The sequence below is a fragment of the Pseudomonas sp. LBUM1644 genome (assembly GCF_059716195.1).
In genome coordinates this window covers 5,734,954-5,759,063 of sequence record NZ_CP166812.1, presented here as the reverse complement: position 1 = coordinate 5,759,063, position 24,110 = coordinate 5,734,954, and the positions used below count along the sequence as shown (strand labels likewise).

Annotated in this window: 19 protein-coding genes and 1 tRNA gene; 3 read left to right on the top strand and 17 right to left on the bottom strand. The window is 59.3% G+C overall.

All coding sequences use genetic code 11. From position 1 onward, the window contains the following. Positions 1 to 28: 28 nt before the first annotated feature. From ACA052_RS26480 to rpsU, 15 genes are all read right to left on the bottom strand, one after another. Positions 29 to 1,855 (bottom strand): S9 family peptidase, encoded by a 1,827-nt coding sequence (locus ACA052_RS26480; protein WP_497647444.1) that lies wholly within the window; start codon positions 1,853 to 1,855, stop codon positions 29 to 31. Next, positions 1,821 to 2,963: a pyrroloquinoline quinone biosynthesis protein PqqE gene (gene pqqE / locus ACA052_RS26475; RefSeq protein ID WP_497650401.1), complete on the bottom strand. Its 1,143-nt coding sequence runs from the start codon at positions 2,961 to 2,963 to the stop codon at positions 1,821 to 1,823. Before pqqE ends, ACA052_RS26480 begins: the two co-directional genes overlap by 35 nt. Positions 2,964 to 2,967: 4 nt before the next feature. Then, positions 2,968 to 3,243 carry a pyrroloquinoline quinone biosynthesis peptide chaperone PqqD gene (gene pqqD, locus ACA052_RS26470; RefSeq protein WP_497647443.1) on the bottom strand — a complete coding sequence of 92 codons (276 nt, stop codon included), beginning with the start codon at positions 3,241 to 3,243 and terminating at the stop codon, positions 2,968 to 2,970. Next, entirely contained in the window at positions 3,240 to 3,992 is a 753-nt protein-coding gene (pqqC, locus tag ACA052_RS26465; RefSeq protein WP_497647442.1) for a pyrroloquinoline-quinone synthase PqqC, read from the bottom strand. The genes pqqD and pqqC overlap by 4 nt, the downstream gene beginning before the upstream one ends. A 130-nt stretch (positions 3,993 to 4,122) precedes the next feature. After that, positions 4,123 to 5,034, bottom strand: coding sequence for a pyrroloquinoline quinone biosynthesis protein PqqB (gene pqqB / locus ACA052_RS26460; RefSeq protein ID WP_497647441.1), 912 nt, complete (start codon positions 5,032 to 5,034; stop codon positions 4,123 to 4,125). Between the two features lie 76 nt (positions 5,035 to 5,110). After that, positions 5,111 to 5,185, bottom strand: a complete 75-nt coding sequence (gene pqqA, locus ACA052_RS26455; RefSeq protein ID WP_009045898.1) for a pyrroloquinoline quinone precursor peptide PqqA — start codon at positions 5,183 to 5,185, stop codon at positions 5,111 to 5,113. 155 nt (positions 5,186 to 5,340) lie between these two features. Beyond that, on the bottom strand, positions 5,341 to 7,758 hold the full coding sequence (pqqF, locus tag ACA052_RS26450; protein WP_497647440.1) for a pyrroloquinoline quinone biosynthesis protein PqqF: 2,418 nt from the start codon (positions 7,756 to 7,758) through the stop codon (positions 5,341 to 5,343). Positions 7,759 to 7,806: 48 nt separating this feature from the next. Beyond that, positions 7,807 to 8,601: a carbon-nitrogen hydrolase family protein gene (locus ACA052_RS26445; RefSeq protein ID WP_497647439.1), complete on the bottom strand. Its 795-nt coding sequence runs from the start codon at positions 8,599 to 8,601 to the stop codon at positions 7,807 to 7,809. 12 nt (positions 8,602 to 8,613) lie between these two features. Then, positions 8,614 to 10,296 carry a flavin monoamine oxidase family protein gene (locus tag ACA052_RS26440; protein ID WP_497647438.1) on the bottom strand — a complete coding sequence of 561 codons (1,683 nt, stop codon included), beginning with the start codon at positions 10,294 to 10,296 and terminating at the stop codon, positions 8,614 to 8,616. 262 nt (positions 10,297 to 10,558) lie between these two features. Continuing rightward, positions 10,559 to 11,020, bottom strand: coding sequence for an Lrp/AsnC family transcriptional regulator (locus ACA052_RS26435; RefSeq protein WP_046039454.1), 462 nt, complete (start codon positions 11,018 to 11,020; stop codon positions 10,559 to 10,561). A 472-nt stretch (positions 11,021 to 11,492) separates the two neighbouring features. Further along, a tRNA-Ile gene (locus tag ACA052_RS26430) sits at positions 11,493 to 11,569 on the bottom strand. A 15-nt stretch (positions 11,570 to 11,584) separates the two neighbouring features. Then, the gene (locus ACA052_RS26425; protein WP_497647437.1) at positions 11,585 to 15,331 is read right to left on the bottom strand and encodes a bifunctional diguanylate cyclase/phosphodiesterase; all 3,747 of its coding nucleotides are present in this window, start codon (positions 15,329 to 15,331) and stop codon (positions 11,585 to 11,587) included. 121 nt (positions 15,332 to 15,452) lie between these two features. Beyond that, the gene (gene rpoD / locus ACA052_RS26420) at positions 15,453 to 17,303 is read right to left on the bottom strand and encodes an RNA polymerase sigma factor RpoD (protein WP_497647436.1); all 1,851 of its coding nucleotides are present in this window, start codon (positions 17,301 to 17,303) and stop codon (positions 15,453 to 15,455) included. 67 nt (positions 17,304 to 17,370) lie between these two features. Next, positions 17,371 to 19,350 (bottom strand): DNA primase, encoded by a 1,980-nt coding sequence (gene dnaG / locus ACA052_RS26415; protein ID WP_497647435.1) that lies wholly within the window; start codon positions 19,348 to 19,350, stop codon positions 17,371 to 17,373. A 480-nt stretch (positions 19,351 to 19,830) separates the two neighbouring features. Continuing rightward, positions 19,831 to 20,046: a 30S ribosomal protein S21 gene (gene rpsU / locus ACA052_RS26410; RefSeq protein ID WP_002551877.1), complete on the bottom strand. Its 216-nt coding sequence runs from the start codon at positions 20,044 to 20,046 to the stop codon at positions 19,831 to 19,833. 199 nt (positions 20,047 to 20,245) lie between these two features. On the opposite strand from rpsU, the gene tsaD reads away from it, so the two are divergent. After that, a complete protein-coding gene (gene tsaD / locus ACA052_RS26405) occupies positions 20,246 to 21,271 on the top strand; it encodes a tRNA (adenosine(37)-N6)-threonylcarbamoyltransferase complex transferase subunit TsaD (protein WP_497647434.1) in 1,026 nt (341 codons plus the stop codon). A gap of 23 nt (positions 21,272 to 21,294) precedes the next feature. Here tsaD and plsY read toward each other — a convergent pair whose 3' ends face one another. Further along, entirely contained in the window at positions 21,295 to 21,864 is a 570-nt protein-coding gene (gene plsY, locus ACA052_RS26400; RefSeq protein WP_497647433.1) for a glycerol-3-phosphate 1-O-acyltransferase PlsY, read from the bottom strand. 74 nt (positions 21,865 to 21,938) lie between these two features. Between plsY and folB the strand changes: the two genes are divergently transcribed. Together folB and folK are read left to right on the top strand one after the other, a co-directional pair. Then, on the top strand, positions 21,939 to 22,295 hold the full coding sequence (gene folB, locus ACA052_RS26395) for a dihydroneopterin aldolase (protein WP_008051601.1): 357 nt from the start codon (positions 21,939 to 21,941) through the stop codon (positions 22,293 to 22,295). After that, complete coding sequence (folK, locus tag ACA052_RS26390) at positions 22,286 to 22,804, top strand: 2-amino-4-hydroxy-6-hydroxymethyldihydropteridine diphosphokinase (protein ID WP_497647432.1); 519 nt, start codon at positions 22,286 to 22,288, stop codon at positions 22,802 to 22,804. The genes folB and folK overlap by 10 nt, the downstream gene beginning before the upstream one ends. A gap of 71 nt (positions 22,805 to 22,875) precedes the next feature. Here the strand turns inward: folK and ACA052_RS26385 are convergent, their stop codons facing one another. Then, the gene (locus tag ACA052_RS26385; protein ID WP_497647431.1) at positions 22,876 to 24,099 is read right to left on the bottom strand and encodes a multifunctional CCA addition/repair protein; all 1,224 of its coding nucleotides are present in this window, start codon (positions 24,097 to 24,099) and stop codon (positions 22,876 to 22,878) included. Positions 24,100 to 24,110: the final 11 nt, after the last annotated feature.

Sequence of the window (24,110 nt, the reverse complement as noted above, 5' to 3'; positions counted from 1 at the left end):
GCTTGCCCGCGAAGAGTACGCCGCAGTTTCAATCCACCCGCTCCATCACCCGCCGATAAAACAACCACTCCTGCTCCAGCGCATGGGCCTGGTTCCCTGCCTTGCGAAAGCCGTGGCGTTCGTCCGCGTAGTAATGCGCTTCAACCAAAATGCCGTTTTTCTGCAGCGCTTTGACCATGTCGCGGGTCTGTTGCGGCACGACGACGGCATCCAGTTCCCCCTGGAAGAAAATCACCGGCACGCTGATGTTGCTCGCATGCAGTAGCGGCGTGCGGGCGACGTAACGCTCGGCGTCTTGTACCGGATCGCCGATCAACCAATCCAGATAATCGCCTTCGAACTTGTGGGTTGCCCGCCCAAGTGCAACGGGGTCGCTGACCCCATAAAGGCTGGCGCCAGCGCGGAAAACCGTCTGAAACGCCAGCGCACACAGCGTGGTGTACCCGCCCGCGCTGCCGCCGCGAATAAATGCTTTGTCACCGTCGATCAACCCGCGCTCGGCAAGATAGCTGACCACCGAGCAAGCGTCTTCGACTTCGACGTCCCCCCAGCTTAAATGCAACGCCTGGCGATAAGCCCGGCCATAACCGCTGCTGCCACGGTAGTTGAGATCAGCAACAGCGAAGCCCCGTTGCGCCCAATACTGGATGCGCGGATCGAGCATCGGATAGCACGCTGATGTCGGGCCACCGTGGATGAACACCACCAGCGGCGGTTTTGTATCCCCCGTCATCGCCGGGTAGAAAAAACCGTGGGCTTCACCCGACCCGCTCGGGTAACGCAGGGTTTGCGGACGGCTGATTTGCTCGGCGGGCAACGGGGCGATGCCGCCGGCCAATACCTTGACCTGTCGGGTCGTGCGGTCGATGGCAATCACTGCCGATGAACTGAGGGGTGAGGCGGCAATGCAGTAAATGAATTGCTCATCCAGTGCGAGATGGCGGAAGCGGCTGTAGTCGCCGGTGAAATCTTCACACGTGTCACCGCACAGCCCCAGTTTGCCAAACCCGCCTTCGGTCCAGCTGGCCAGATAACGGGCATCGCCCAGAGGCAACCAAGTGTTGCCACCCAACTGCCACGGCGCAGGACCGTGATCCGCCGCGGCACTCGGCAGCGGGCTCAGGCCGTTTGCGGATTCCACCCACGGCTGCCAATAACCGCCACGATCCGTCAGACAAAACAGACGGCCGCTGCTATCGAAACGAGGCTGTTGCAGCGACTCTTGACTGCCCTCGCCAGCCACACAGCGCGGCCCAGCAAAACGGCCATCGCTCTGGCGTTCGGCAACCTTCAGCCGGGTGGCCGTCCAGGGTTGGTCCGGGCGGCTCCACTCGATCCACGCCAGCCTTCGCGAGTCGGGACTCAACGTCGGCGCAGCATAAAAGTCGGCGCCTTCGACCAGCAAATGACGCATGCCGTCAGCGACATCAATCGCCACCAATCGATGCCGATCGCGGTTCTCTTCAACGGCAAAAACCTGGCCGTTGGCGAATTGCAGATCGCCGTAGCGGCATTCAGTGGAGGTCAACCGTTCGGGTGTCTCGCCCTGTAGCGATTGGCGATACAACTGTTGGTCCGCCTCGTTGACGAAAACAACCCCGTCGTCAGTCAGACAAAACGCTCCACCGCCATATTCGTACACTCGACTACGCACACTAAAGCCCGGCGGCGTCAGGCAATTTGCCTGGCCACCGCGCCAATGCCAGATCCGGCACGCGGCATCTTCGGGGCGGTACTCGTTCCAGAACAGGCCACGTGGGCCCACCTGCAGTTCAGCAAAGTCGATACCGGCAGCGACCGCTTTGATGGCGCTGAAGGGTTCAGCTTTTTGCGATGAGTCGTGAGTTTCGTTCATTGCGAAAGGCCAGTTGTTCGATGGTCTGGGTCGCGTGCTCGGCTTCTTCGCGGGCCTTGAGGATCACGCCGTGATGTTGCGACTTGCTGCACACCGGGTCGGCGTTGCTCGCGTCCCCGGTGAGCATGAAGGCCTGGCAGCGGCAGCCGCCGAAGTCTTTTTCCTTCTCGTCACACGAGCGACACGGCTCGGGCATCCAGTCATAACCGCGAAAGCGGTTGAAGCCAAACGAGTCGTACCAGATGTGTTGCATGCTGTGGTCGCGCACGTTGGGAAACTGCACCGGCATCTGTCGGGCACCATGACAGGGCAGGGCGGATCCGTCTGGCGTGACTGTCAGAAAAATGCTGCCCCAGCCGTTCATGCAGGCTTTCGGGCGTTCTTCATAGTAGTCCGGTGTGACGAAAATCAGTTTGCACGGATGCCCTTCGGCTTCCAGCTTTGCGCGGTACTCGTTGGTGACGCGTTCGGCGCGGACCAGTTGTTCCTGGGTCGGCAACAGACCGACTCGATTGAGTTGTGCCCAACCGTAAAACTGGCAGGTGGCGAGCTCCACAAAGTCGGCCTCAAGGGCGATGCACAACTCGATAATCCGATCGATCTTGTCGATGTTGTGCCGATGGGTCACGAAGTTCAGCACCATCGGATAGCCATGGGCTTTTACCGCGCGAGCCATTTCCAGCTTCTGCGCGAAGGCTTTCTTCGAGCCGGCCAGCAGGTTATTCACCTGCTCGTCACTGGCCTGGAAACTGATCTGGATGTGGTCCAGGCCGGCCTTCTTGAAGTCGCTGATTTTCTGCTCGGTGAGGCCGATGCCGGAGGTGATCAGGTTGGTGTAGAAACCCAGTTTGCGCGCTTCGGCAATCAACTCCGCGAGGTCCTGACGCACCAACGGTTCGCCGCCGGAAAAACCCAGCTGCGCCGCGCCCATCTCCCGCGCTTCGCGAAAGACCTTGATCCACTGCTCGGTGCTCAGCTCTTTGCCTTGCTCGGCGAAGTCCAACGGGTTGGAGCAGTAGGGACATTGCAACGGGCAGCGATACGTCAATTCAGCCAGCAGCCAAAGCGGTAGGCCGATTTCGGGCTTTGGCGGTAACTTGTCCGACAGGGAATCAGGCAAGTTCGATCCAGTGCTGAGCACGGGCGACCTCCATGAATTGCTCGATGTCTTCACCGAGCTCGGGAACGCCGGGGAACTGCGTGTCCAATTCGGCGATGATTGCCGCGACGTCACGCTCACCGTCGATCAAGCCGCCGATCAGCGCGGCGCTTTCATTGAGTTTGATCATGCCTTCCGGGTACAGCAGCACGTGGCCTTTCTGCGCCGGTTCGTACTGGAAGCGATAGCCGGTACGCCAGGTCGGGGTCTTGCTGCGATCGAAACTCATAAGGTGATTCCTTTATGCCAGACCCGTTGCTCGGTGACGCTGTGATACGGGGGGCGTTTCAGCTCGTAGGCCATGCTCATGGCATCGAGCATGCTCCAAAGAATGTCCAGTTTGAACTGGAGAATTTCCAGCATGCGCTCCTGGCCTTCCCGTGTCGTGTAGTGCTGCAAGGTGATCGCCAGACCGTGTTCGACGTCACGTCGGGCCTGACCCAGGCGCGTACGGAAATACTCGTAACCCGCCGGGTCGATCCATGGGTAATGCTGTGGCCAGCTGTCCAGGCGCGACTGGTGGATTTGCGGCGCAAACAGTTCGGTCAGCGAGCTGCTGGCGGCTTCCTGCCAACTGGCCCTGCGGGCGAAGTTGACGTAGGCGTCCACGGCGAAACGTACGCCGGGCAGCACCAATTCCTGTGAGCGCAACTGGTCCGGGTTGAGGCCGACGGCCTGGCCCAAGTGCAGCCAGGCTTCGATGCCGCCGTCTTCGCCGGGCGCGCCATCGTGGTCGAGCAGACGCTGAATCCACTCGCGGCGAATCTCGCGGTCCGGGCAGTTGGCGAGGATCGCGGCGTCCTTCAGGGGGATGTTCACCTGATAGTAAAAACGGTTGGCAACCCAGCCCTGGATCTGCTCGCGGGTCGCCCTGCCTTCATACATCGCCACGTGATACGGGTGATGGATGTGGTAGTAGGCGCCTTTGGCACGCAGTGCGGCCTCGAATTCGGCGGGGGACATTGCGGTGTCAGTCATTTCGGTTCTCCGGGAGGGGGCGACCGGTGGATTCTTTGGTGTCTGGTCCAACGCTTTCGCGGGCAAGCCTCGCTCCTACAGGTTCGGCGCCATACCAAGGAGCGAGGCTTGCCCGCGAAGGGGCCATTAGCTACAACACAATACTCATGCCGTCATACGCCACTTCAACATCACGTCGAACCAGCTCGGCACGCTCCGGCGAATCCTCATCGAGAATCGGGTTGGTGTTGTTGATGTGGATAAGTACTTTGCGCTGCTTGGGCAGTTGTTCCAGCACTTCCAGCATGCCGCCGGGGCCGTTCTGCGCCAAATGGCCCATTTCCCGACCGGTGCGGGTGCCGACGCCACGGCGCTGCATTTCGTCGTCATCCCACATCGTACCGTCGACCAGCAGGCAATCGCTGCCGGCCATGATCTCCAGCAATGGCGCGTCGACCTTGCCCAGACCCGGCGCATAGAAGAGTTTGCCGCCGGTGTTCAGGTCTTCTATCACCAGGCCGATGTTGTCGCCCGGGTGCGGATCGAAGCGGTGCGGCGAATAGGGTGGCGCGGCGCTACGCAGCGGCAGGGGAGTGAAACGCAGGCCTGGGCAGGCCGGGATGATGAAGCTGCGGTCGAGCTCGATCGGGTTCCAGGTCAGCCCGCCGTTCCAGTGAGTCAGCATGGTGAACAACGGGAAACCGGTGCTCAAATCTTCATGGACCATGTCGGTGCACCAGACCTGGTGCGGGCAACCTTCGCGCAGGCTGAGCAGGCCGGTGGTGTGGTCGATCTGGCTGTCCATCAGGATGATCGCGCTGATGCCGGTATCCCGCAGGGCACGCCCGGGTTGCATGGGGCTGAAACTCTGGAGCTGGGCGCGGATGTCGGGCGAGGCGTTGCACAGTACCCAACTCACACCGTCATCGGAAATCGCGATGGACGACTGGGTCCGGGCCTCGGCTCGCAGGCTGCCGTTGCGAAAACCGGCGCAGTTCACGCAATTGCAGTTCCATTGCGGGAAACCGCCGCCGGCGGCGGAACCTAGAATCTGGACAAACATGACCGCTCCATCATTTCAACGCTGAAAATAAAAACGCCCCGGTAAACCGAGGCGTTGCCTATCGATACAACCTTACTTAGCGGCTTGCGAAGTACATGGTGACTTCAAAGCCGATACGCAGGTCGGTGTAAGCAGGTTTGGACCAGGACATGGGAGCGCTCCTTCAGGTGATGGGACAGTTGAGACCTATACATATAGTCCACCTCCAGCCGGAGATGTTCAGATAGTTAGGTGGCTATGTTACTCAAAATTATAGAGTGGTTGCCCGTCGTTCTCGGAAAAAGCTAATTGCGCCAGCGGTAATGATCATTTTGCCACTTGCCAGACGGCGCTCGGGCAAGGCCCGCTCGCCAGGCAGCGCCAGCCACCCTCGGCCTGATTCAGCCGTTGTACCGCGGCCAATAGCGCCGGACGATCAATCAGCAAAATCGCGTGGGACAGTTGCTCCAGATAATCCGACGAGCGGCCGGACAGTTTTCCCTGCCAGAGCAATTCTGCAGCCTGCGCATGCGACAGCGCCGCGCTATCGAATTGATCGGCCAGTGACCGGCGCTGGTCGATGAGGGCCGCTTCGTCCATGTCATTGATCATTTCTGCCAGGTCGCGCAGGAAATGTTCGATATGTTCCAGCAGGTCCCAAGGGCTGACGCCCGGTGATTGCACGCCGAACAACAGCCCTGTTTGCCCATGAATCTGGCGCAGGGCACTGAACACCGCATAGCCGAGTTGCAGCTCTACCCGCAGGCGCTGGTAGAACGGCGTCTGGCACAGTTGAGCGAGCAAACGCCAGGCCGCTTCATCGGCGATGTCCTGGGTGGCGGTTGGACAAAAGAGCAGCAGCGCGTGCTCGCTGGAGCCGGTATCAACGCTGCTCCATAGATGCTGTGAACGAATCGATGGAAGTGGCGCCAGTGGAATGCCCGCAATGCCGGGCACACGACTCAAGCCCAGGCCCATGGCTGCTTGTGTCTGGGCGGACAAGCCCGTCGCCAGGCCATCCCAGCGCGCACCCGCCCAGAGTTGCTGCAGGTCATTGGACTCGGCAGTGCGTTCAAGGCAGTAGGCGGGTAGCGCCTTGAGTAACTGCCGAATCGGCATCAACGGCGGTTCTTCCTGTAAGAAGCCGTCACTAAGACTAGTCAGCTCTTTCAGCGCATGTTCGAGGACCGTCGGCATGGGCTCCTGCAGTCCCGTCATCTTCAGCAGCCATTCATTTCCTGAAGCGCCGAAGGAAAAGTCGACACCCGCCTGGCGCGCATCTTCACGCAACGGCTGCAGGCGATGTTCCAGGCGCGACTGAAGGCGGGTGCAAGGTTTGGAATCGAGCCGCCAGCGCAGATAAACCGCACCTTCATCAGTGTTATCCGGCAACGCCTGGCTAAACTGCATCGGGGAGTTTTCGCGGCGACTGCGCGAGCGATCCTGGGCAAACGTGCGCAGGCCTCGGTGCTTACTGGTCTGGCCGCGAATCAGGCCTGCAGTGGACGCAGGCGTCTCTTCGCGTAAAAACGGATTCGTTGTCGGCAGTTGCCATTGGCCGCTGACGTTATCCACAGCGCCGATTTTCTTCAGGATGTCCTTGAGCGCTACAACGCCTTGTTCGCCAAGCCCGGTTTCCAGCTGCTCGACGTCTCGCTGCGCCAGTTGCAAAGCGCCGCTGACTGGCTGCTGGCGGTCGAACAGGGCAGCGTACTCTGCGCGCAAACCGGCCCAATCCTGATGAGAGGAGAAAAAGCCCAGCCAATCCAACAGCCGTTCGCGGATCACGCTTTCCGGTTGAGTTGTGTTGAGTTCAATGTGCAGCAACGCTTGGCCAGCGTACTGATACAGAGGCGTGGCATTCAGGCTGTCGGCCAACCCGCTTTTTTGCAATTCATCCAGCAGGCCCCCGGGCTTCGAGGCGTTAAGCCAGTGGCACAGAAAGGTCAACGCTTCGCGCGATGAGTCGGGCAGCGCTTCAAACGCGAACAGAAGATCGAGTCGCCGCTCGTTCGCTTTCCGATAACTGTTGTCCGAAGGTTCCATCAGCGCCGTAGGTGCCTGTTGCGGGATCGCTTCGCCGACTGGAATCGCAGCGCCAACGTGCTGAGCCATCACCCGCAACTCTTCAAGGCTCTGCGGTCCGGCGAGGCTCAACGTCATCTGCCCGGTCTGATAGAACCTCTGATAGAACGCTTTCAATGCTTGCTGAAATTCAGGTTGCGGCACCTGCAGGCTGTCACGGTTTCCAGCATGAAACCCACGCAACGGATGAGTTGGCGAAAGCCCATCGAACAGCGCCTGCTGCCGTTGCGCTGTCGCGTCCTGCGACCAGGCGATAAATTCTGCGTGCAGCACTTCTCGTTCGCGCTGCTGATCGTCCGGATTCATCCGCGGATGAGCAAGCATGTCTGACAGGCGCTCCAGCCCTCCGCTGAATGCCTGAACCGGCACTTCGAAAAAGAAGTCAGTGGTGCGTTCATTGGTCCGCGCGTTCACCTGCCCGCCATGACCCTGGACGTAAGCCATCAGGCCTTGGCGGGTGGGAAAACGTTCTGTGTCGAGAAATAACAGATGTTCGAGAAAGTGCGCCAGACCGGGCCATGCCAGCGGCACATCATGACTGCCCGCGGCAATCCGCAACACCGCTGCGCAGCGCTTCAGATTCGGGGCATGACGCAGCGTCACCCGCAGGCCGTTGGCCAGGGTTTCAGTGTGGGGGCGAGGGTGATTCAGCGCAGGCATGAGCACTTCCAGAACAGAGAAGCGCTAATGCTAGCGGATAACGATGGATCAGCGCTTGTTCAGCGCGCCATAAAGCTCTGGACGACGATCGCGGAAGTAGCGATTGGCGGCGCGGGAATCGACCAGCAACTGGCGCTCCAGCTCGCCGACAATCAACGCTTCATCCAGGCCGGCCTGGGCGACGCGGCTGCCATCCGGCGCGGCGATGCTGCTCTGGCCGCAGTAGTGGATCTCGTCTTCGTTGCCGCAGTAATTGGCGTACGCCACATAACACTGGTTTTCAAAGGCGCGGGCGCGGACGGTGACGTCGGCAATGAAGTCGTAGGGAATCATGTTCGCCGTCGGCACCAGGATCAGCTCGGCACCGGCCAAGGCCAGGCGCCGCGCGTTCTCCGGAAACTCCAGGTCGTAACAAATCAAAAATCCCAGCTTCCAGCCATTGAGCTCCACCAGCGGAAAATCATCTTGCCCGGCGCTGAACATCGAGTGATCGAGGTCGCCGTACAGGTGAGTCTTGCGGTAGTTGCACAGGCGCTCGCCATTGGCGTCGATCAACTGCACCGCGTTGTAGATCTGTCCGTCTTCGGCGCGCTCGGGATAGCCGTACAAAATGGCGATCCCCGCCGTTTTGGCAATGCGCGCAATTTGTTGCGCCGATTCACCGTTGTGCACTTCCGCGAGGACACTGACGGCATCGACACCGATGTTGTAGCCGGTCAGGAACATCTCCGGCAGCACCAGCAAATCGGCGCCTTTGGCCTCCAGCGCCAGTTGATGCAGGCGTTGTAGATTGCCGGCGACGTCCAGGGGCAGCGGTGGACATTGGTAAAGGGCTACGCGCATTTCGGATTCCTCTTACTCGGGCAGGGCGATCGGACCGATCTCGTTGAACACATCTCCTGGACCCGGGTTCTCGGCGTGAGTTTCACCGCCGAAGTGTTTCATGATGCCCCATACCGCGTTCAGCGACGTCTGTACGGCGCCTTCAACCCAGGCCGGCGTCCACGAAACGTCATCGCCGGCGATGAAAATCCCGCGCTGCTCGGCTGGCATGTCGTCCTGCATGAAGTGCGCGTACATGCGCTGGTTGTAGCGATAGTGGCCAGGCAGCGCGCCTTTGAATGCGCCGAGGAAATGCGGGTCGGCTTCCCACGATACGGTGATCGGGTCGCCGATGATCCGCGCGGCGATGTCGACTTTCGGGTAGATCTTTTTTAACGCATCCAGCGCCAGCTTCACGCGTTTTTCCACCGGGTGCGGGAGCATTTTCAGCGCATCGCTCATCCACGAGTACGACAGGCAAATCACGCCCGGCTTGTCGTCGCCGTTGTCGAACAGGTACGTGCCACGGGTCAAGCGATCGGTGAGGGTCATGCTCATCAGGTCGCGGCCGGTTTCCGGATCCTTGTCCTTCCAGAATGGGCGGTCGACCATCACGAAGGTTTTCGACGATTGCATGTAACGAGTGCGGTCCAGGGCCATCCACATCTTTTGTGAGAACAGGGTTTCGTCGCATTCGATCTGGGTGGTCAGCAGCCAGCTCTGGCAGGTGGTCAGCACGGCGGCGTATTCGCGAGTGTCGCCATAGTTGTCGGTGACCGTAAAGCGGCCGTTCGGCGCATGGGCGATTTTCTTCACGCCGGAGCGTGGAGCCCCCCTGTGCAACGAACTGAGGCTGGTGCCTTCGGGCCAGTGCACGCAGCGCTCCGGCACATGACGCCAGATGCCGAGTGGCACTTGTTCCACGCCGCCGACCACCAGGTGCTGGTGATCGTCGCAATTGGTCATGACCACGCGGAAGATTTCCAGCATCGAGTTCGGGAAGTCCGAGTCCCAGCCACCGGTACCGAAACCGACCTGGCCGAACACTTCGCGGTGATGGAACGAGAGCTTGGCGAAGGCTTTCGAGGTGGCGACGAAATCGTAGAACGTGCGGTCGTCCCACAGTGGAACCAGGGTGTTCCACAGTTCCTTGAGGCGCGGCACGTCACGGTCGCGGATCGCTTGCTGGATATCGGCGAACTGCGAACCGGCTTCCAGTGCATCCGCCCAAGCGTCAGCCACTTCCTGGAACAGTGCAGGAAGGTCCGCCAGGCTCTGTGCGTAATGGGTTTTGCCTTCCAGGTCGATGACGGTGCTGCCGGAAGCAGGGGTCAGCGGGTTCGGGAAGGGCTTGGTCTCAAGGCCGAGTTTGTCGACGTAGTGATAAAACGCGGTGGAGGACACCGGGAAACGCATCCCGCCGAGCTCGGCGATGATGCCTTCGGCGCCATTGAATGCCTGGGAGCGCAGACGGCCACCCATTTTCGAGGCTTCGTAGACGACGGGTTTGAGGCCCAGCTTCATCAATTCATAGGCGGCCACCAGACCGGCGATGCCGGCGCCGACAATTGCCACTTCGGCGCCGTGATTGTGCGCAGGGATGCTGCCGAGGCCGGCTGGATGTTCGATCCAGTCGTCGAAGGCGAACGGAAAGTCCGGGCCGAAAATGGTGACTGGTTTCTTACCGTCTGCAGGATGGCGATTGTTGTTGTTCATGGCTGACCTTGCTGGCGACCGGACGCGGAGTGCGCATCTGAGTATAGGAAAAGATGCCAGCCATTCTAGAGAGCGTAGAACACGTTAATAAGACGCAATGTGTCGTCGTTTTGCTGGTTATTTGATCATTATGACGATCTATCACTACACATTGCTTGATGTGGGAGCGGGCTTGCTCGCGAATGCGGTGTGTCATTGAACTTTGAAGTGACTGGCACACCGCCTTCGCGAGCAAGCCCACTCCCACATAATCAAACGTCGTTCAAACCGGCTGGCCCCTGTCTATCTTGCTGCTGAGAATGATCGATGTGGTGGTCTTCTCCACCCCATCCACACTCCCGATCTGATCCAGCAACTGATCCAGCTGCTCCGGCGAATCAGTTCTCAGCCACGCCACATAATCAAATTCGCCACTGACTGCGCACAATTGCTGAACCTGGGCCATGGCGCTAAGCCGTCGCAGCACTTCCTTGCCCGACCGCGGTTGCACCGTGATCCCAACATAGGCCTGCAACCCGCCATCCACCACCCGCTGACCCAACCGCACACCGTACCCGGTGATGACCTTGGCTTTTTCCAGCCGCGCCAGCCGCGAAGTCACGGTCGTGCGAGCGATGCCCAGTTGCCGGGCGAGCATGGCCACGCTTTCGCGTGCATTGATCTGCAGGGCCGCGATCAATTGGCGGTCGATTTCGTCAAGAACGGGCGTGCGAGTGTCAGGCAAAGGTCGTCTCCAGCAACACAAATCAATGGATCCGCATGTTACAGCACCGCTCGCGCAGCGGATGTTTGATCTAGCCTCAGTACCGTTCAGGACATTTTCACCCGCGACAAATTGCCATAAGTAACCTCGTGTTTGGTTGCTCTTGTTTGATGCGAGCGCTCTCATTACCTCGTCAGCACAGACCGGAACCTTGGACACAAGGGGTGTTGATTTCGGTGGCGCAAGCCCACTCAGCCAGCTCATACGGTGATATCACCCTGAGTTTGGTTCGACGGGTTTCCAAGCCCGATCGCTGAATGGTCAGCGACGACCGGAGAGTATCCCGTCGAAGAAAAGCGCAACAAGGGCATCAAAGTGCCCAAGCGCAAGTTTCCGAGTTTGGCTACAAGGTCATCCGACTTTACGAAACACCGAGTAAAAGGAACCTGGGCGTCAGATACGAAAAAGCCGCGCATTGCGCGGCTTTCTTGTTTGGTGGGCCCACACGGACTTGAACCGTGGACCAAAGGATTATGAGTCCTCTGCTCTAACCAACTGAGCTATAGGCCCTCAGTAGGCCGCGGATTATAGCGACGGTTTCTCGGCTGTGCTATCCGAAAAATCCAATACGGTTGTACGAAGAAACGTCGCCGCGAATTCCTCGGGTGGTAACGGCGGGCTGACGATGTAACCCTGGATCTGTTCGCAGCCTTCCTGCGCAAGAAATTGCTGCTGTGCCAGCGTCTCTACGCCTTCGGCAATGACCGTGAATTGCATGCTGCGACCCAAGGCGATGATGGCGCGAACGATAGCCGCGTCATGGGGGTCATCCGGCAGGCCACGGACGAACGACTGGTCAATCTTGAGAATGTCCAGTGGCAGTCGTTTGAGATAACTCAGGGAGGAGTAGCCGGTGCCGAAGTCGTCGATGGCCAGTTGCACGCCCAGGTGCTTGAGTTGATGCAGCACCGCCAGCGCTTCTTCGGCCTGGCTCATGATGAAGTTTTCGGTGATTTCCAGTTGCAGGAAGTCGGGTCTGAGGCCGTTGTCCTTAAGCAATTGTTCTATGCGACCGAGCAAGTTCGGTTGGCGCAGTTGTGCGCCGGCGAGGTTGACCGACAGCGGGCCGAGGGATTCATAGAGCTGACTCCATTCGAACATCTGCCGGCAGGCCGTCTCAAGAACCCAGTCGCCAATTTGCAGGATCATGCCGTTTTCTTCGGCCAGTGGAATGAAGTGCTCGGGCGGCACGTCGCCGAATGTTGGATGACGCCAGCGAATGAGCGCTTCGGCGCCGACCAGGCGATGGTCGGCGAGGCTGATCTTGGGTTGGTAGTGCAGGTGCAGTTCATTGCGCTCGATGGCGCGCCGCAGTTCATGTTCCAGTGCCACGCGCTCGCTGGCCTGGGCGGTCAGGTCGCGAGTATAGCTTTCGACCCGGTTGCGCCCCTTGGCTTTGGAGCGATACATCGCCGCGTCGGCATTTTTGACCAGTGTGGCGACGTCGCAGCCATCCTTGGGGTAGAGGCTGGTGCCGATGCTGGCGCTGATGAAAAACTCGTGTTCGCCGGCCTGGAAGGGTGCGCCGAAGCAGTTGAGCAACTTGGTCGCGATATTGTCGGCATCGCTGGACTGTTGCAGGCCGGGTAGCAGGATAATGAATTCGTCGCCGCCCAGTCGCGCCACGGTATCGATGTCACGCAACTGCTCCTTGAGGCGCACCGCAATGCCCTTGAGCAGCAAGTCGCCGACCGGATGGCCGAGGCTGTCATTGATGTGTTTGAAACGGTCCAGATCCAGGAACAGCACTGCACCCTGTCCACCGTTTTCCTGCTGGTTGTTGAGTGCGGTCAGCAGCCGACTCTCGAACAACGTGCGGTTTGGCAGGCCGGTCAGCGGATCGTGGTGGGCCTGATAATCGAGTTTCGCCTGGGCGTGCTTGAGGCTGGAAATGTCTGCGAACACGGCGACGAAGTGGGTGATGAATTGGTCGCGGTTGCGCACCGCGCTGATGGTCAACCAGCTCGGATAAAGTTCGCCATTCTTGCGTCGGTTGGAAATCTCGCCCTGCCAATGACCTTCGGCGGTCAGTTGATGCCACATGGCCGCATAAAACGCGCTGTCATGCAGGCCCGAAGCAAGCAGGCGAGGGGTGTGGCCCAGTGCTTCGCTTTCGCTGTAACCGGTAATTTCGGTAAAGGCGCGATTGACCGCGCTGATGTGTTGCTGGGTGTCGGTGATCAAGACCCCCTCGGCCGTGCTCTCGAACACAGTCGCGGCTTGTTGCAGTTTTTCCTGCATCAGATGCCGCTCGGTGATATCCCGGGCGATGGTCAGCATGCAGTCCTCATCGCCGATCGGCAGCGGGCGGCTGGACACCTCGCAGAGGCGGATTTGCCCGTCGCTGCGGCGAATATGGCAGCTGAAGTCGCGAACGAAGCCGTCCCGATGCAGCAGGTCGAGCATTTGTTTGCGTTCGTTGAGATTGACCCAGATTCCCAGGTCCAGCGCCGAGCGATCGACGGACATGGCGCTGTTGAAACCGGTGATGCGGCTGAAACCCTCGTTCACCTCCAGCAGCAGACCGTCACTCTGTCGAGACAGCAGCAAGCCATCGGGTGAGGCATGGAAGGCCTTGGCGAATTTCTCTTCGGAGGTTTGCAGTTGCTGTTGGGTTTCCTTGAGCTGGCTGATGTCGCGTACGACCACCACCAGCGCCGGGGTGGTATCGAGGTCGAACGGTTCAGCGGAGATCAGGCCGGTAAACACCAGGCCGTTGTTGCGGCGAAAGGGCATCTCCAGGTTGCGGATGCTGCCGGCCTGCAACCGCTGTAGCAGCCCCGGGCCTACGCCGGGTATGCCCCAGATATTGAGGTCGGTGGCCGTCTGGCCTATCACTTCTTCGGCCTTGAGACCGATCTGCTCTTCGAACGCTTCGTTGACCTCCAGCAGGCAGCCGTCGGAGAGTCGCGCGATCACCAGGATGTCCGGGCATTGCTGGAACACCGAGGCGAACTTCTGTTCCGACAGGCGCAGGGCTTCTTCGGTGCGTTTGGCTTCACTGATGTCGATCATCAGGCCGCGCATCACCGGTTCATGGCCGTGTTCGATCAGGCTGACGATGTCGCGTACCCAAATGCAGCGACCGTCGGCGGTGATCACCCGGTAATCGAGGCTGTGATCGCGCCCGGCCAGCACTTCGTGATCGCAGAAAGTCTGGGCACGGGTCAGGTCGGCGGGGTGGATGATGTTGCGCCAGAAGCCGGGAATCAGCCAATGGGCGAGGGGGTAACCGAGCAATTCTTCAGCGTGGGGCGATACATAGCTGTAGGTAAAATCGGTGATCCGCGCTTCCCAGGCAATGGCCGAAAGGCTCTCCACCAACCCGCGGTAGTGATATTCGCTGCTGCGCAGTTCCTGTTCGAGATCGACGCGGCGAGCGATTTCCGAACTCAGGCGACGGTTGATCCGGATAACGACTGCCAGTACCGTGATCAGCAGCAACAAGCCAGGCAGGCCGTAAACCAGCAAATCAGACCAGAATGTTCGATGATCCAGAACGTTGCCGATCCAGTGCTCTTGAATGGCGCTGACTTCGGCGGGGGTCATGTCCGCCAGGACTTTGTCCAGAATGCCGACCAATACCTTGTTTTGCTGTGGCACGCCCATGGCCAGCTGGTAGCGATAAGGCGTTTCACCGCTGACATAGAGCCCGTCCAGCTTGAGCTGGCGCAGGCTCCAGACACTGGAGGCAAGATCGCCCACCACTGCGTCTACTTCATCGGTCGCCAACGCTTGCAGCGCTGAACTGACGTTGGGCATCGCCACCAGGTTCAGGTCGGGGTTGTGCGTGCGCAGCAGTTCATGAGGTGCATAATTTTCCACCACGGCGATTTTCAGGCCGTACAGGTCCTGAAGCTTGCGCGGTTGGGCACCGCCGACGTGGGCAAGTATGACAATCGGGAAGTCCAGGTAGGGACGGGTGAATGACAGGTAAGCCTGGCGCTCGGGAGTCGACATGATGCCCGGCAACAGGTCCAGTTTGCCTTGTTTGACCTGCTCCAGAACCACCGTCCAGCTCACCGGCTCGATAGGCGTCAGCTTGATGGCCAGGCGCTGCCGGATCAGATCTATATAGTCCGCTGCAAGGCCCTGATAGCGACCCTGGTCATCGCGAAACTCAAACGGCGGCCAGGACGCATCGACACCCAGGCGCAAGTCCGGGTGAGCCGCCAGCCAGCTACGTTCATCGTCGGTCAGAGTCAGCGCGCCAGCCGTTGCGGTCCAGGTCATCATCGACAGCAAAAAAAGCACGGTCGGCAGTCTGGGCATAACGGTCTCGTTATGGCTCGGGGAATGTTTCGAGTGTAGACGGGCAATTCGAAGGGGGGGAAGTGCGGGGATTTTTATCTGTAAAAAGCAAAACCCCCGGCCTGAGCCGGGGGTTTTGTGATCACTCGTCGAGGAAGGAGCGCAAATGCTCGCTTCTCGTCGGGTGGCGCAGCTTGCGCAGCGCCTTGGCTTCGATCTGACGAATCCGTTCACGGGTCACGTCGAACTGCTTACCAACCTCCTCAAGGGTGTGGTCGGTATTCATGTCGATACCGAAGCGCATGCGCAGAACCTTGGCTTCACGGGCAGTGAGGCCGGACAGGACTTCGCGAGTCGCTTCTTTAAGGCTCTCAACAGTGGCGACATCGATTGGCGACTGCATGGTCGAGTCTTCGATGAAGTCACCCAGATGGGAGTCTTCGTCATCACCGATCGGGGTTTCCATGGAGATCGGCTCTTTAGCGATCTTCAATACCTTACGGATTTTGTCCTCAGGCATTTCCATGCGTTCGCCCAGCTCTTCCGGGGTCGGTTCGCGACCCATTTCCTGCAACATCTGCCGGGAAATACGGTTGAGCTTGTTGATCGTCTCGATCATGTGCACCGGAATACGGATGGTGCGGGCCTGGTCGGCGATCGAGCGAGTGATCGCCTGACGGATCCACCAGGTGGCATAAGTCGAGAATTTATAGCCGCGACGGTATTCGAACTTGTCTACCGCCTTCATCAAGCCGATGTTGCCTTCCTGGATCAGATCGAGGAATTGCAGGCCACGGTTGGTGTACTTCTTGGCGATGGAGATCACCAGACGCAAGTTCGCTTCAACCATCTCTTTCTTCGCGCGGCGGGCCTTGGCCTCACCGATCGACATGCGACGGTTGATGTCCTTGATCTCGGCGATCGTCAAACCGGTTTCGGTTTGCAGCGCGGTCAGCTTCTGCTGGCAACGAATGATGTCCGGCTGCAGGCGACCAATGGCTTCAGCGTATTTGCTTTTGCCCTTGGCCAGTGCGTCGGTCCAGCTTTCGTCAACTTCATTGCCCGGGAACTGGCGCAGGAAGTCGGCACGCGGCATGCGGGCATCACGCACGCAGAGCTGCATGATTGCGCGTTCTTGCTGACGCAGACGATCCAGGGCACTGCGAACACGCTCGACCAGGCCTTCGAATTGCTTCGGCACCAGTTTGATCGGCATGAACAGCTCAGCCAGGACCAACAGCTCGGCGATTGCCAGCTTATTGCCACGACCGTGCTTTTTCAGCGCCTTGCGGGTGATTTCCATCTGATCGGAGACAGCGCCGAAGCGCTGTGCTGCGATGACCGGATCCGGACCGCTTTCGGCTTCTTCTTCGTCATCAGTCGATGCTTCGGCGTCGTCGTCGTCGGTATCGTCGTCCGCTTTCACGGCTTTCGGATCGACTGGCGGCGGCACTTCTGCAGCAGGCGGCGCAATGCCGTCGTCCGGGTCGATATAACCGCTCAGGACGTCGGACAGGCGGCCACCTTCGGTGGTGACGCGAGTGTATTCGGAGAGAATATGGTCAACCGTGCCAGGAAAGTGCGCAATTGCGCCCATCACTTCACGGATGCCCTCTTCAATACGTTTGGCGATTTCAATTTCGCCTTCACGTGTGAGGAGCTCTACCGTACCCATTTCACGCATGTACATGCGCACTGGGTCGGTGGTGCGACCAATGTCGGTCTCGACCGCTGCCAACGCAGCTGCTGCCTCTTCGGCCGCGGCTTCGTCGGTATCGGCGTCGGCCAGCATAAGGGAATCCTTATCTGGCGCAACCTCGAATACGTTGATCCCCATGTCATTGATCATGCGGATGATGTCTTCCACCTGTTCCGGATCTGAAATATCCTCCGGCAGGTGGTCGTTGACCTCCGCGTAAGTCAGGTAACCCTGCTCACGACCAAGTGTGATCAACTCTTTGATACGAGACTGCTGTTGCGCTTTTCCGGACATAACACCCTATCCACTGAAGGTCTTGGCGGGCAAAAAACAAGCCGAGGATTATACCTGAGCTATGACCTCACGCGCCAGTTGAGGTCGGGTTTGATACAGCCACATTGCGTTTTAATAGGTCGCGCATCTGATTTGCTATCTGAATTGCTTCCTCAGGAGTCAATCCTGGCTGCCTTGCTTTCCTGATAAGTACTTCCAGGCTATCCGTGTGTTGACCTGCCGATAACCTAGTAATGGTGTCTAAAAACTGTTGTTCAAGGTTGTCGCCTGTAATCAGCCACTCCTTTTCCGCTAAAGCCTTGAGCAGGCGTCCCTGTTCAGTCCCATGCCAGCGGGCCATTAACTGAATAGAGTTTAGCTTAGGATTTTTCTGCACTGCCCCGATCAGGGCTACCAGCAGTTGCGCGTAGGTGTTGCTCTCATTCGCGAAGTGATCGGCGGTTTCTACCTTTCCCGCGAGTTCCGGGTGATGAATGAGGGTGCGGAGCGCAATCAGCGTGGGCGCTTCGACAGCGATCGGTGTGCGCGGAGCGCTCTGTTGATCGCGATCACCGCCACGCTTGCCGTTCTTGTCCCAGGGTTTTTTATCCCACTTCTTGCCGCCGGCGCCGGGTTTCTTCGGCGTCCATTCCTGCTGCGGCGCGTACATCTCTTGTGCCTGCGGCTGATGGTAGTCGCTGTAATCCGGCATGGCGTCGTAATCGATGCCCGGATCGTAGGCCGGTGGCGATCCCTGAGGAGCGCTTTGCACCAGTTGGCTCACGGCTTCACCGCTAAGGCCGGTAATTTCGCTCAGGCGCTGGCGCATCAGAATGCGCAGATTCGCGCCCGGGACTTTGTCGATCAGCGGCGCGGCGAGGGTGGCCATGTGGGCCTTGCCTTCGAGCGAGCGCGGGTCCGATTCCTCGGTCAACTGCTGAAAGAAGTAATCCGCCAACGGCTGCGCGTGTTGGTTGATTCGTGCACGAAATGCGTCAGTGCCTTCGGAGCGGACCAGCGTATCCGGGTCTTCGCCCTCTGGAAGAAACAGGAAGCGTGCCCGGCGCCCGTCTTGCAGGCAGGGAAGGGTGGCTTCCAGCGCTCGCCAAGCGGCGTTTCGGCCGGCCTGATCGCCGTCGAAGCAGAACAGCACGTTGGGCACGACGCGAAACAGTCGCTTCAAGTGTTCTTCGCTGGTGGCTGTGCCGAGCGTGGCGACGGCATTGCGCAGGCCCTGCTGGGCGAGGGCGATGACGTCCATGTAGCCTTCGACGACGATGATTTCGTCGAGATTACGGTTGTTTTTGCGAGCTTCATAAAGACCGTAGAGTTCCTGGCCTTTATGGAATACCGGGGTTTCGGGTGAGTTCAGGTATTTCGGTTTGTCGTCGCCCAGTACCCGGCCGCCGAAAGCAATGATTCGCCCGCGGCTGTCGCGGATCGGGAACATCACGCGATCGCGGAAGCGGTCGTAGCGTTTGCCGGTTTCGGCGTTCTCGATCAGCAGGCCGGCATCGACCATGGCTTTTTGTTGCAGAGTGTCGCTGCTCAGGTGCTTGAACAGATTGTCCCAGCCGGGCGGAGCGAAGCCGAGGCCGAAGTCCCGGGCAATCTCGCCGGTCAATCCGCGGCCTTTCAAGTAGTCCACAGCGGCTTTGCGCGATGGGTGGCTTTTCAGTGCCTGGCGGTAAAAGTCGGCAGCGGCGGTGAGCAGCGGGTACAGCGGCGAGTCGGTCGGCTGCCGCGGCTTGTGCGGCCGGCCACTTTCTTCGCGGGGGATTTCCATGCCGGCGGCTTTGGCCAGTTCTTCGACAGCCTGGATGAAGTCCAGGTTGTCGTGGTCCATCATGAAGCCGAGCGCGTTACCGCCAGCGCCGCAACCGAAGCAATAATAGAACTGCTTGTCGGGGCTGACGCTGAAGGAGGGGGTTTTCTCTTTGTGGAACGGACAGCAGGCAGTGTAGTTCTTGCCGGCCTTTTTTATTTGCAGGCGCGAGCTGACCACATCGACGATGTCGGTGCGGTTCAGAAGGTCGTCAATGAAGCTCTGGGGAATTAGCCCGGCCATGGCGTGCTCGTCATCTGCGCTGAAATGGACCCGAAATGAACGGCGGCGAACGCGGGTCATTGTTTGAGGCGCGCAAAATGTGCGGCTCGACCGGTGTCGTCTGCGTTATCGCTGTCGGGAAGTGTATCTGCCGAAAATCCACTGACGTTAATAACAATCAGTATTCGACTATTTGAAAGTGTTGCGCTGAATCCGCTGCGGCCTGTCGATGGCCTCGGATAGCTCATAAGCGGGCACGCAAGAAGGTGCCTTGGGCTGATCGTCGTGAGAGGAATCAGTGGGTGTGCTCGTCAGTAGCCTTGGAAGGCTCGTCAGAAAAGACGTGCACCGCTGGCAAAAGAGCCAGGTCTGACGCTGTGAAGCAGGTTTGTCTCGGTCGCGTCTGCGGCTTTGACGGTGAAGCATCAAGCGTATTCCGCAAATGCCATTAGCCCGGCTGAGGGCCGGGCTTGGCAGAAGCTTGCTACGATCGTCTGTGTATTAGTACAGACGAACGGCGCGGCGCTGTTCGCGCTGAACTTTCTTGGCGTGACGCTTAACAGCGGCTGCTGCTTTACGCTTACGCTCAGAAGTCGGCTTCTCGTAGAATTCGCGGCTACGAACTTCAGCCAGTACACCGGCTTTTTCGCAGGAGCGCTTGAAACGACGCAGAGCTACGTCGAAGGGTTCGTTCTCTTTTACTTTGACGGCTGGCATCCAGAGCTACCTTCATTCATTACCGGGGTCAACATCCTCGTGGCAAAAGAGCACTTGAAGACGTCGGTTTTTAAGGGTTGCGGATGTTAACCCCTCATCGCTCGGAATGCAAAGCCTCTGATCGAAAACCGCTGGTCGGGGCATCACGTGGCGACTATTATGCGCGCCTTCGAATTCAGCCTAAACAAGGCGCAAACCCATGCTAGTACTGGGATTAGAAACCTCTTGCGACGAAACTGGTGTCGCACTTTACGACAGTGAACGCGGCCTATTGGCCGACGCGCTGTTCAGCCAGATCGACTTGCACCGCGCCTATGGCGGTGTGGTGCCGGAGCTGGCCTCGCGTGATCACGTAAAGCGCATGCTGCCCTTGATTCGTCAGGTGCTGGCCGAGGCTGGCTGTGTGCCAACCGAGATCGACGCCATCGCCTACACCGCGGGTCCTGGCCTGGTGGGGGCCTTGCTCGTGGGCGCTTCCTGCGCTCAGGCGCTGGCCTTTGCCTGGGGCATTCCGGCCCTTGGCGTGCATCACATGGAAGGCCATTTGCTGGCGCCAATGCTGGAGGCACAACCGCCAGAATTCCCGTTCGTCGCTTTGTTGGTGTCGGGCGGTCATACGCAGCTAGTTCAAGTCGACGGGATCGGTCAATACACGCTCTTGGGCGAGACCCTCGACGATGCGGCCGGTGAAGCGTTCGACAAGACCGCGAAGATGATGGGCCTGAATTATCCGGGCGGGCCGGAAATCGCACGCTTGGCGGAGCAGGGCGTTGCAGGACGTTTCCTTTTCCCGCGTCCGATGTGCGACCGCCCCGGCCTGGCTTTCAGCTTCAGCGGCTTGAAAACCTTCGCCCTGAACACCTGGCAGCAGTGCGTCAGCGCCGGGGACGACAGCGAGCAAGCCCGTTGCGACATCTCACTGGCGTTCCAGCAGGCCGTGGTGGAGACTTTGACCATCAAGTGCAAGCGTGCCCTGAAACAGGCCGGGATGAAGCGTCTGGTGATCGCTGGGGGCGTCAGCGCCAACAAGGCGTTGCGGTCTTCCCTTGAAAAAATGCTCGGCGACATGAAAGGCGACGTGTTTTATGCCCGTCCGGAGTTTTGCACCGACAACGGCGCGATGATTGCCTTTGCCGGTTGTCAGCGTCTACAGGCCGGTCAACACGAAAGCCTGGCGATCAGCGTGCAGGCGCGCTGGCCAATGGAGCAACTGACGGGCTTGTGATGAAGAGCGCTCATGCCCGGCAGTTAAAAATGCCGTTCGCGCCCGGCAAACAGGTCGCGTAGATTGCCGCGATGACGCCAGACGATCAGTCCCGTGAGTGCGCTCATGGGCAGCAGGGCCGCTGGTTCTTGCCAAGCCAGCAGCGGCAGGGTCAGCGGTGTGGCGATCAGTGCGGCCAGGGAGCTGGTGCGGGTCAGGTAGAACGTCAGCAGCCAGGCACAGACTGCCAGCAAGGCAGCGGGCGGGTACAGGCCCAGCAGCATTCCGGCAGCGGTGGCGACACCCTTGCCACCCCGAAAACGGAAGTACAGCGGGAACAGGTGACCGATGACGGCGCAGACGCCAATCCAGGCCTGTTCTTGCAGTGAAAGCCCCGCAGTACCTGCGATCAGCACCGGCAGCAGACCCTTGCAAAGATCACCGAGCAAGGTCAGGACGGCAAGTTTTTTGCCGGCCAGGCGCAACATGTTGGTGGCGCCCGCATTGCCCGAGCCACTCATTCGCGGATCGGGGTTACCGGTCAGGCGGCTGAGCAAAATGGCGAAGGACAGAGAGCCAAGCAGGTAGGCGAGGGGCGCCAATAACCAAAACATGCTAACTATTCCGGGCGAGGACGCCCTGATTCTAACGGCGCATTGCGCCCTTGTCGTGCAGCGGAGAAAAGTGCTTGGACAGAGTGTTTATCGAAGGCCTGGAAGTCGACACCGTGATTGGTGCCTACGACTGGGAGCGAGGCATCCGACAGTGCTTGCGACTTGATCTGAGTTTCGCCTGGGACAATCGCCCGGCAGCCGCTGGCGATGACCTGACGCTGGCGCTTGATTACGCCAGTGTTTCGTCGCGTATCCAGGCTTTTGCCGAACAGGCACAGTTTCAGTTGGTCGAGACCTTCGCCGAGCGCCTGGTTGAAGTGCTCATGAGCGAATTCAAGATCACCTGGATGCGTCTCAAGTTGACTAAACCAGGCGCCGTCCCGGCCGCCACGGGTGGTGTGGGCGTGGAGATCGAGCGCGGATGTCGCTGACACAGGTGTACCTCGGGCTCGGTAGCAATATTGAGCGCGAAACCCATTTGCGTGCAGGCCTGGAAGCCTTGGCGGGTTTTTTGGTGGATCTACGCTGCTCGGCGGTGTTCGAAAGCCAGCCAGTGGGGATCAAGAGTGGACCGTTCTTCAATTTCGTGGTCTCGGCCTACACCGATCTGCCGCTGATGGAGCTGGACCGCCGACTCAAGTTCATCGAGGCGGACAACGGTCGCTACGCGCCGGACCGCAAGGGTTTGCCGCTGGATATCGACGTGTTGCTGTTTGGCGATCTCGTGGGCAACTTTGATGGCCTGATTCTGCCTCGAGCAGAAATTCTGAAAAATGCCTTCGTGCTGTGGCCGTTGTCGCTGATTGCGCCGGAGCGCATGCATCCGGGCGCAGGCAAAAGTTTTGTGACGTTGTGGCGTGAGGCTGATATTGATCAGGTGTTGGCGCCAGTGGCATTCGAGTGGCGTGGCGAGCAACTGACCCCTTCGGATTTGCTGTAAAGCAAAAGATCGCAGCCTGCGGCATGTGCGCCCTGTAGGAGCTGCCGCAGGCTGCGATCTTTTGATCTTGCTTACCCTTGTCCTTTGTAAACCTTCAACGCCTTGAGCCGCTCACGCTTGATCGCCTCACCCAATTCCGGCCCTTTGAATCCCTTCTCCAACAGCGGCTGAACCGCAACACTTCGAGCCGCAGTCGCCGCCCCGCGCAAATAATCCGCCTGTGGATAACTTCTCTGCTCCAGCCCTTTGCGACCGCGAGCATCCATCTCACAGGCCGCGATAAACTCTTCGAACCGTTGCGGTCGACGGTAAACATCGAAACTCTGCAGCAGCTCCAGCAAGGTCGAAGGCTTCAGCTCCAGTGCCCGGTGGCCATGGGTATGATATTGGCCAACCAACAGCGCCATTTCCTGGCAATCCTTCGGCGCCTTAAAGCGTTCATTGACCGCTTTGATCAGCTTCAAGCCCTTGTGCTCATGAGCAATGTGCCGGGGCCATTCTTCTTCCGGCGTCAGCCCTTTGCCCAGGTCATGCAGCAAGCAGGCCCAGCGCACGGTCAACGGTTGTTTGTGCGCCGCCGCTTGCTCCAACACGCTGAGGGTGTGCACGCCGCTGTCGATCTCCGGGTGATGAATTTCCGGTTGCGGTACGCCAAACAAGGCGTCGACCTCCGGCATCAGTACCTTGAGCGCGCCGCACTCGCGAAGCGTCTCGATGAACACTTGCGGCTGATCTTCCATCAGGGCGCGGGAAATTTCTTTCCAGCTTCGTTCCGCGGTCAAGGCTTCGAGTTCGCCTGATTCGCTGAGTTGACGCATCAGCTCCAGCGTCTCCGGCGCTACGGTGAAACCCAGCCCCGCATAGCGCGCAGCAAAACGTGCTACACGCAGAACCCTAAGCGGATCTTCGGCGAAAGCGGGCGAAACGTGACGAAGTAAACGCGCTTCGAGATCGCGCTGCCCGTTGTAGGGGTCAGTCAGGTTTTGCTGATCGTCTTCGGCCATCGCGTTAATGGTCAGGTCGCGCCGGATCAGGTCTTCTTCGAGGGTGACCTCGGGGCTGGCGTGAAATGTGAAGCCGCCGTAACCGCGTCCGCTTTTGCGTTCGGTTCGGGCGAGGGCGTATTCCTCACCACTTTTTGGGTGAAGAAATACCGGAAAGTCAGCGCCAACCGGGCGAAATCCCTTGGCGAGCATGTCTTCGGTGGTGGCGCCCACCACGACCCAATCGACATCGGTGACAGGTTTGCCTAGCAGGCGATCGCGAACTGCACCGCCGACTTTATAAATCTGCATAAAAAACCTCC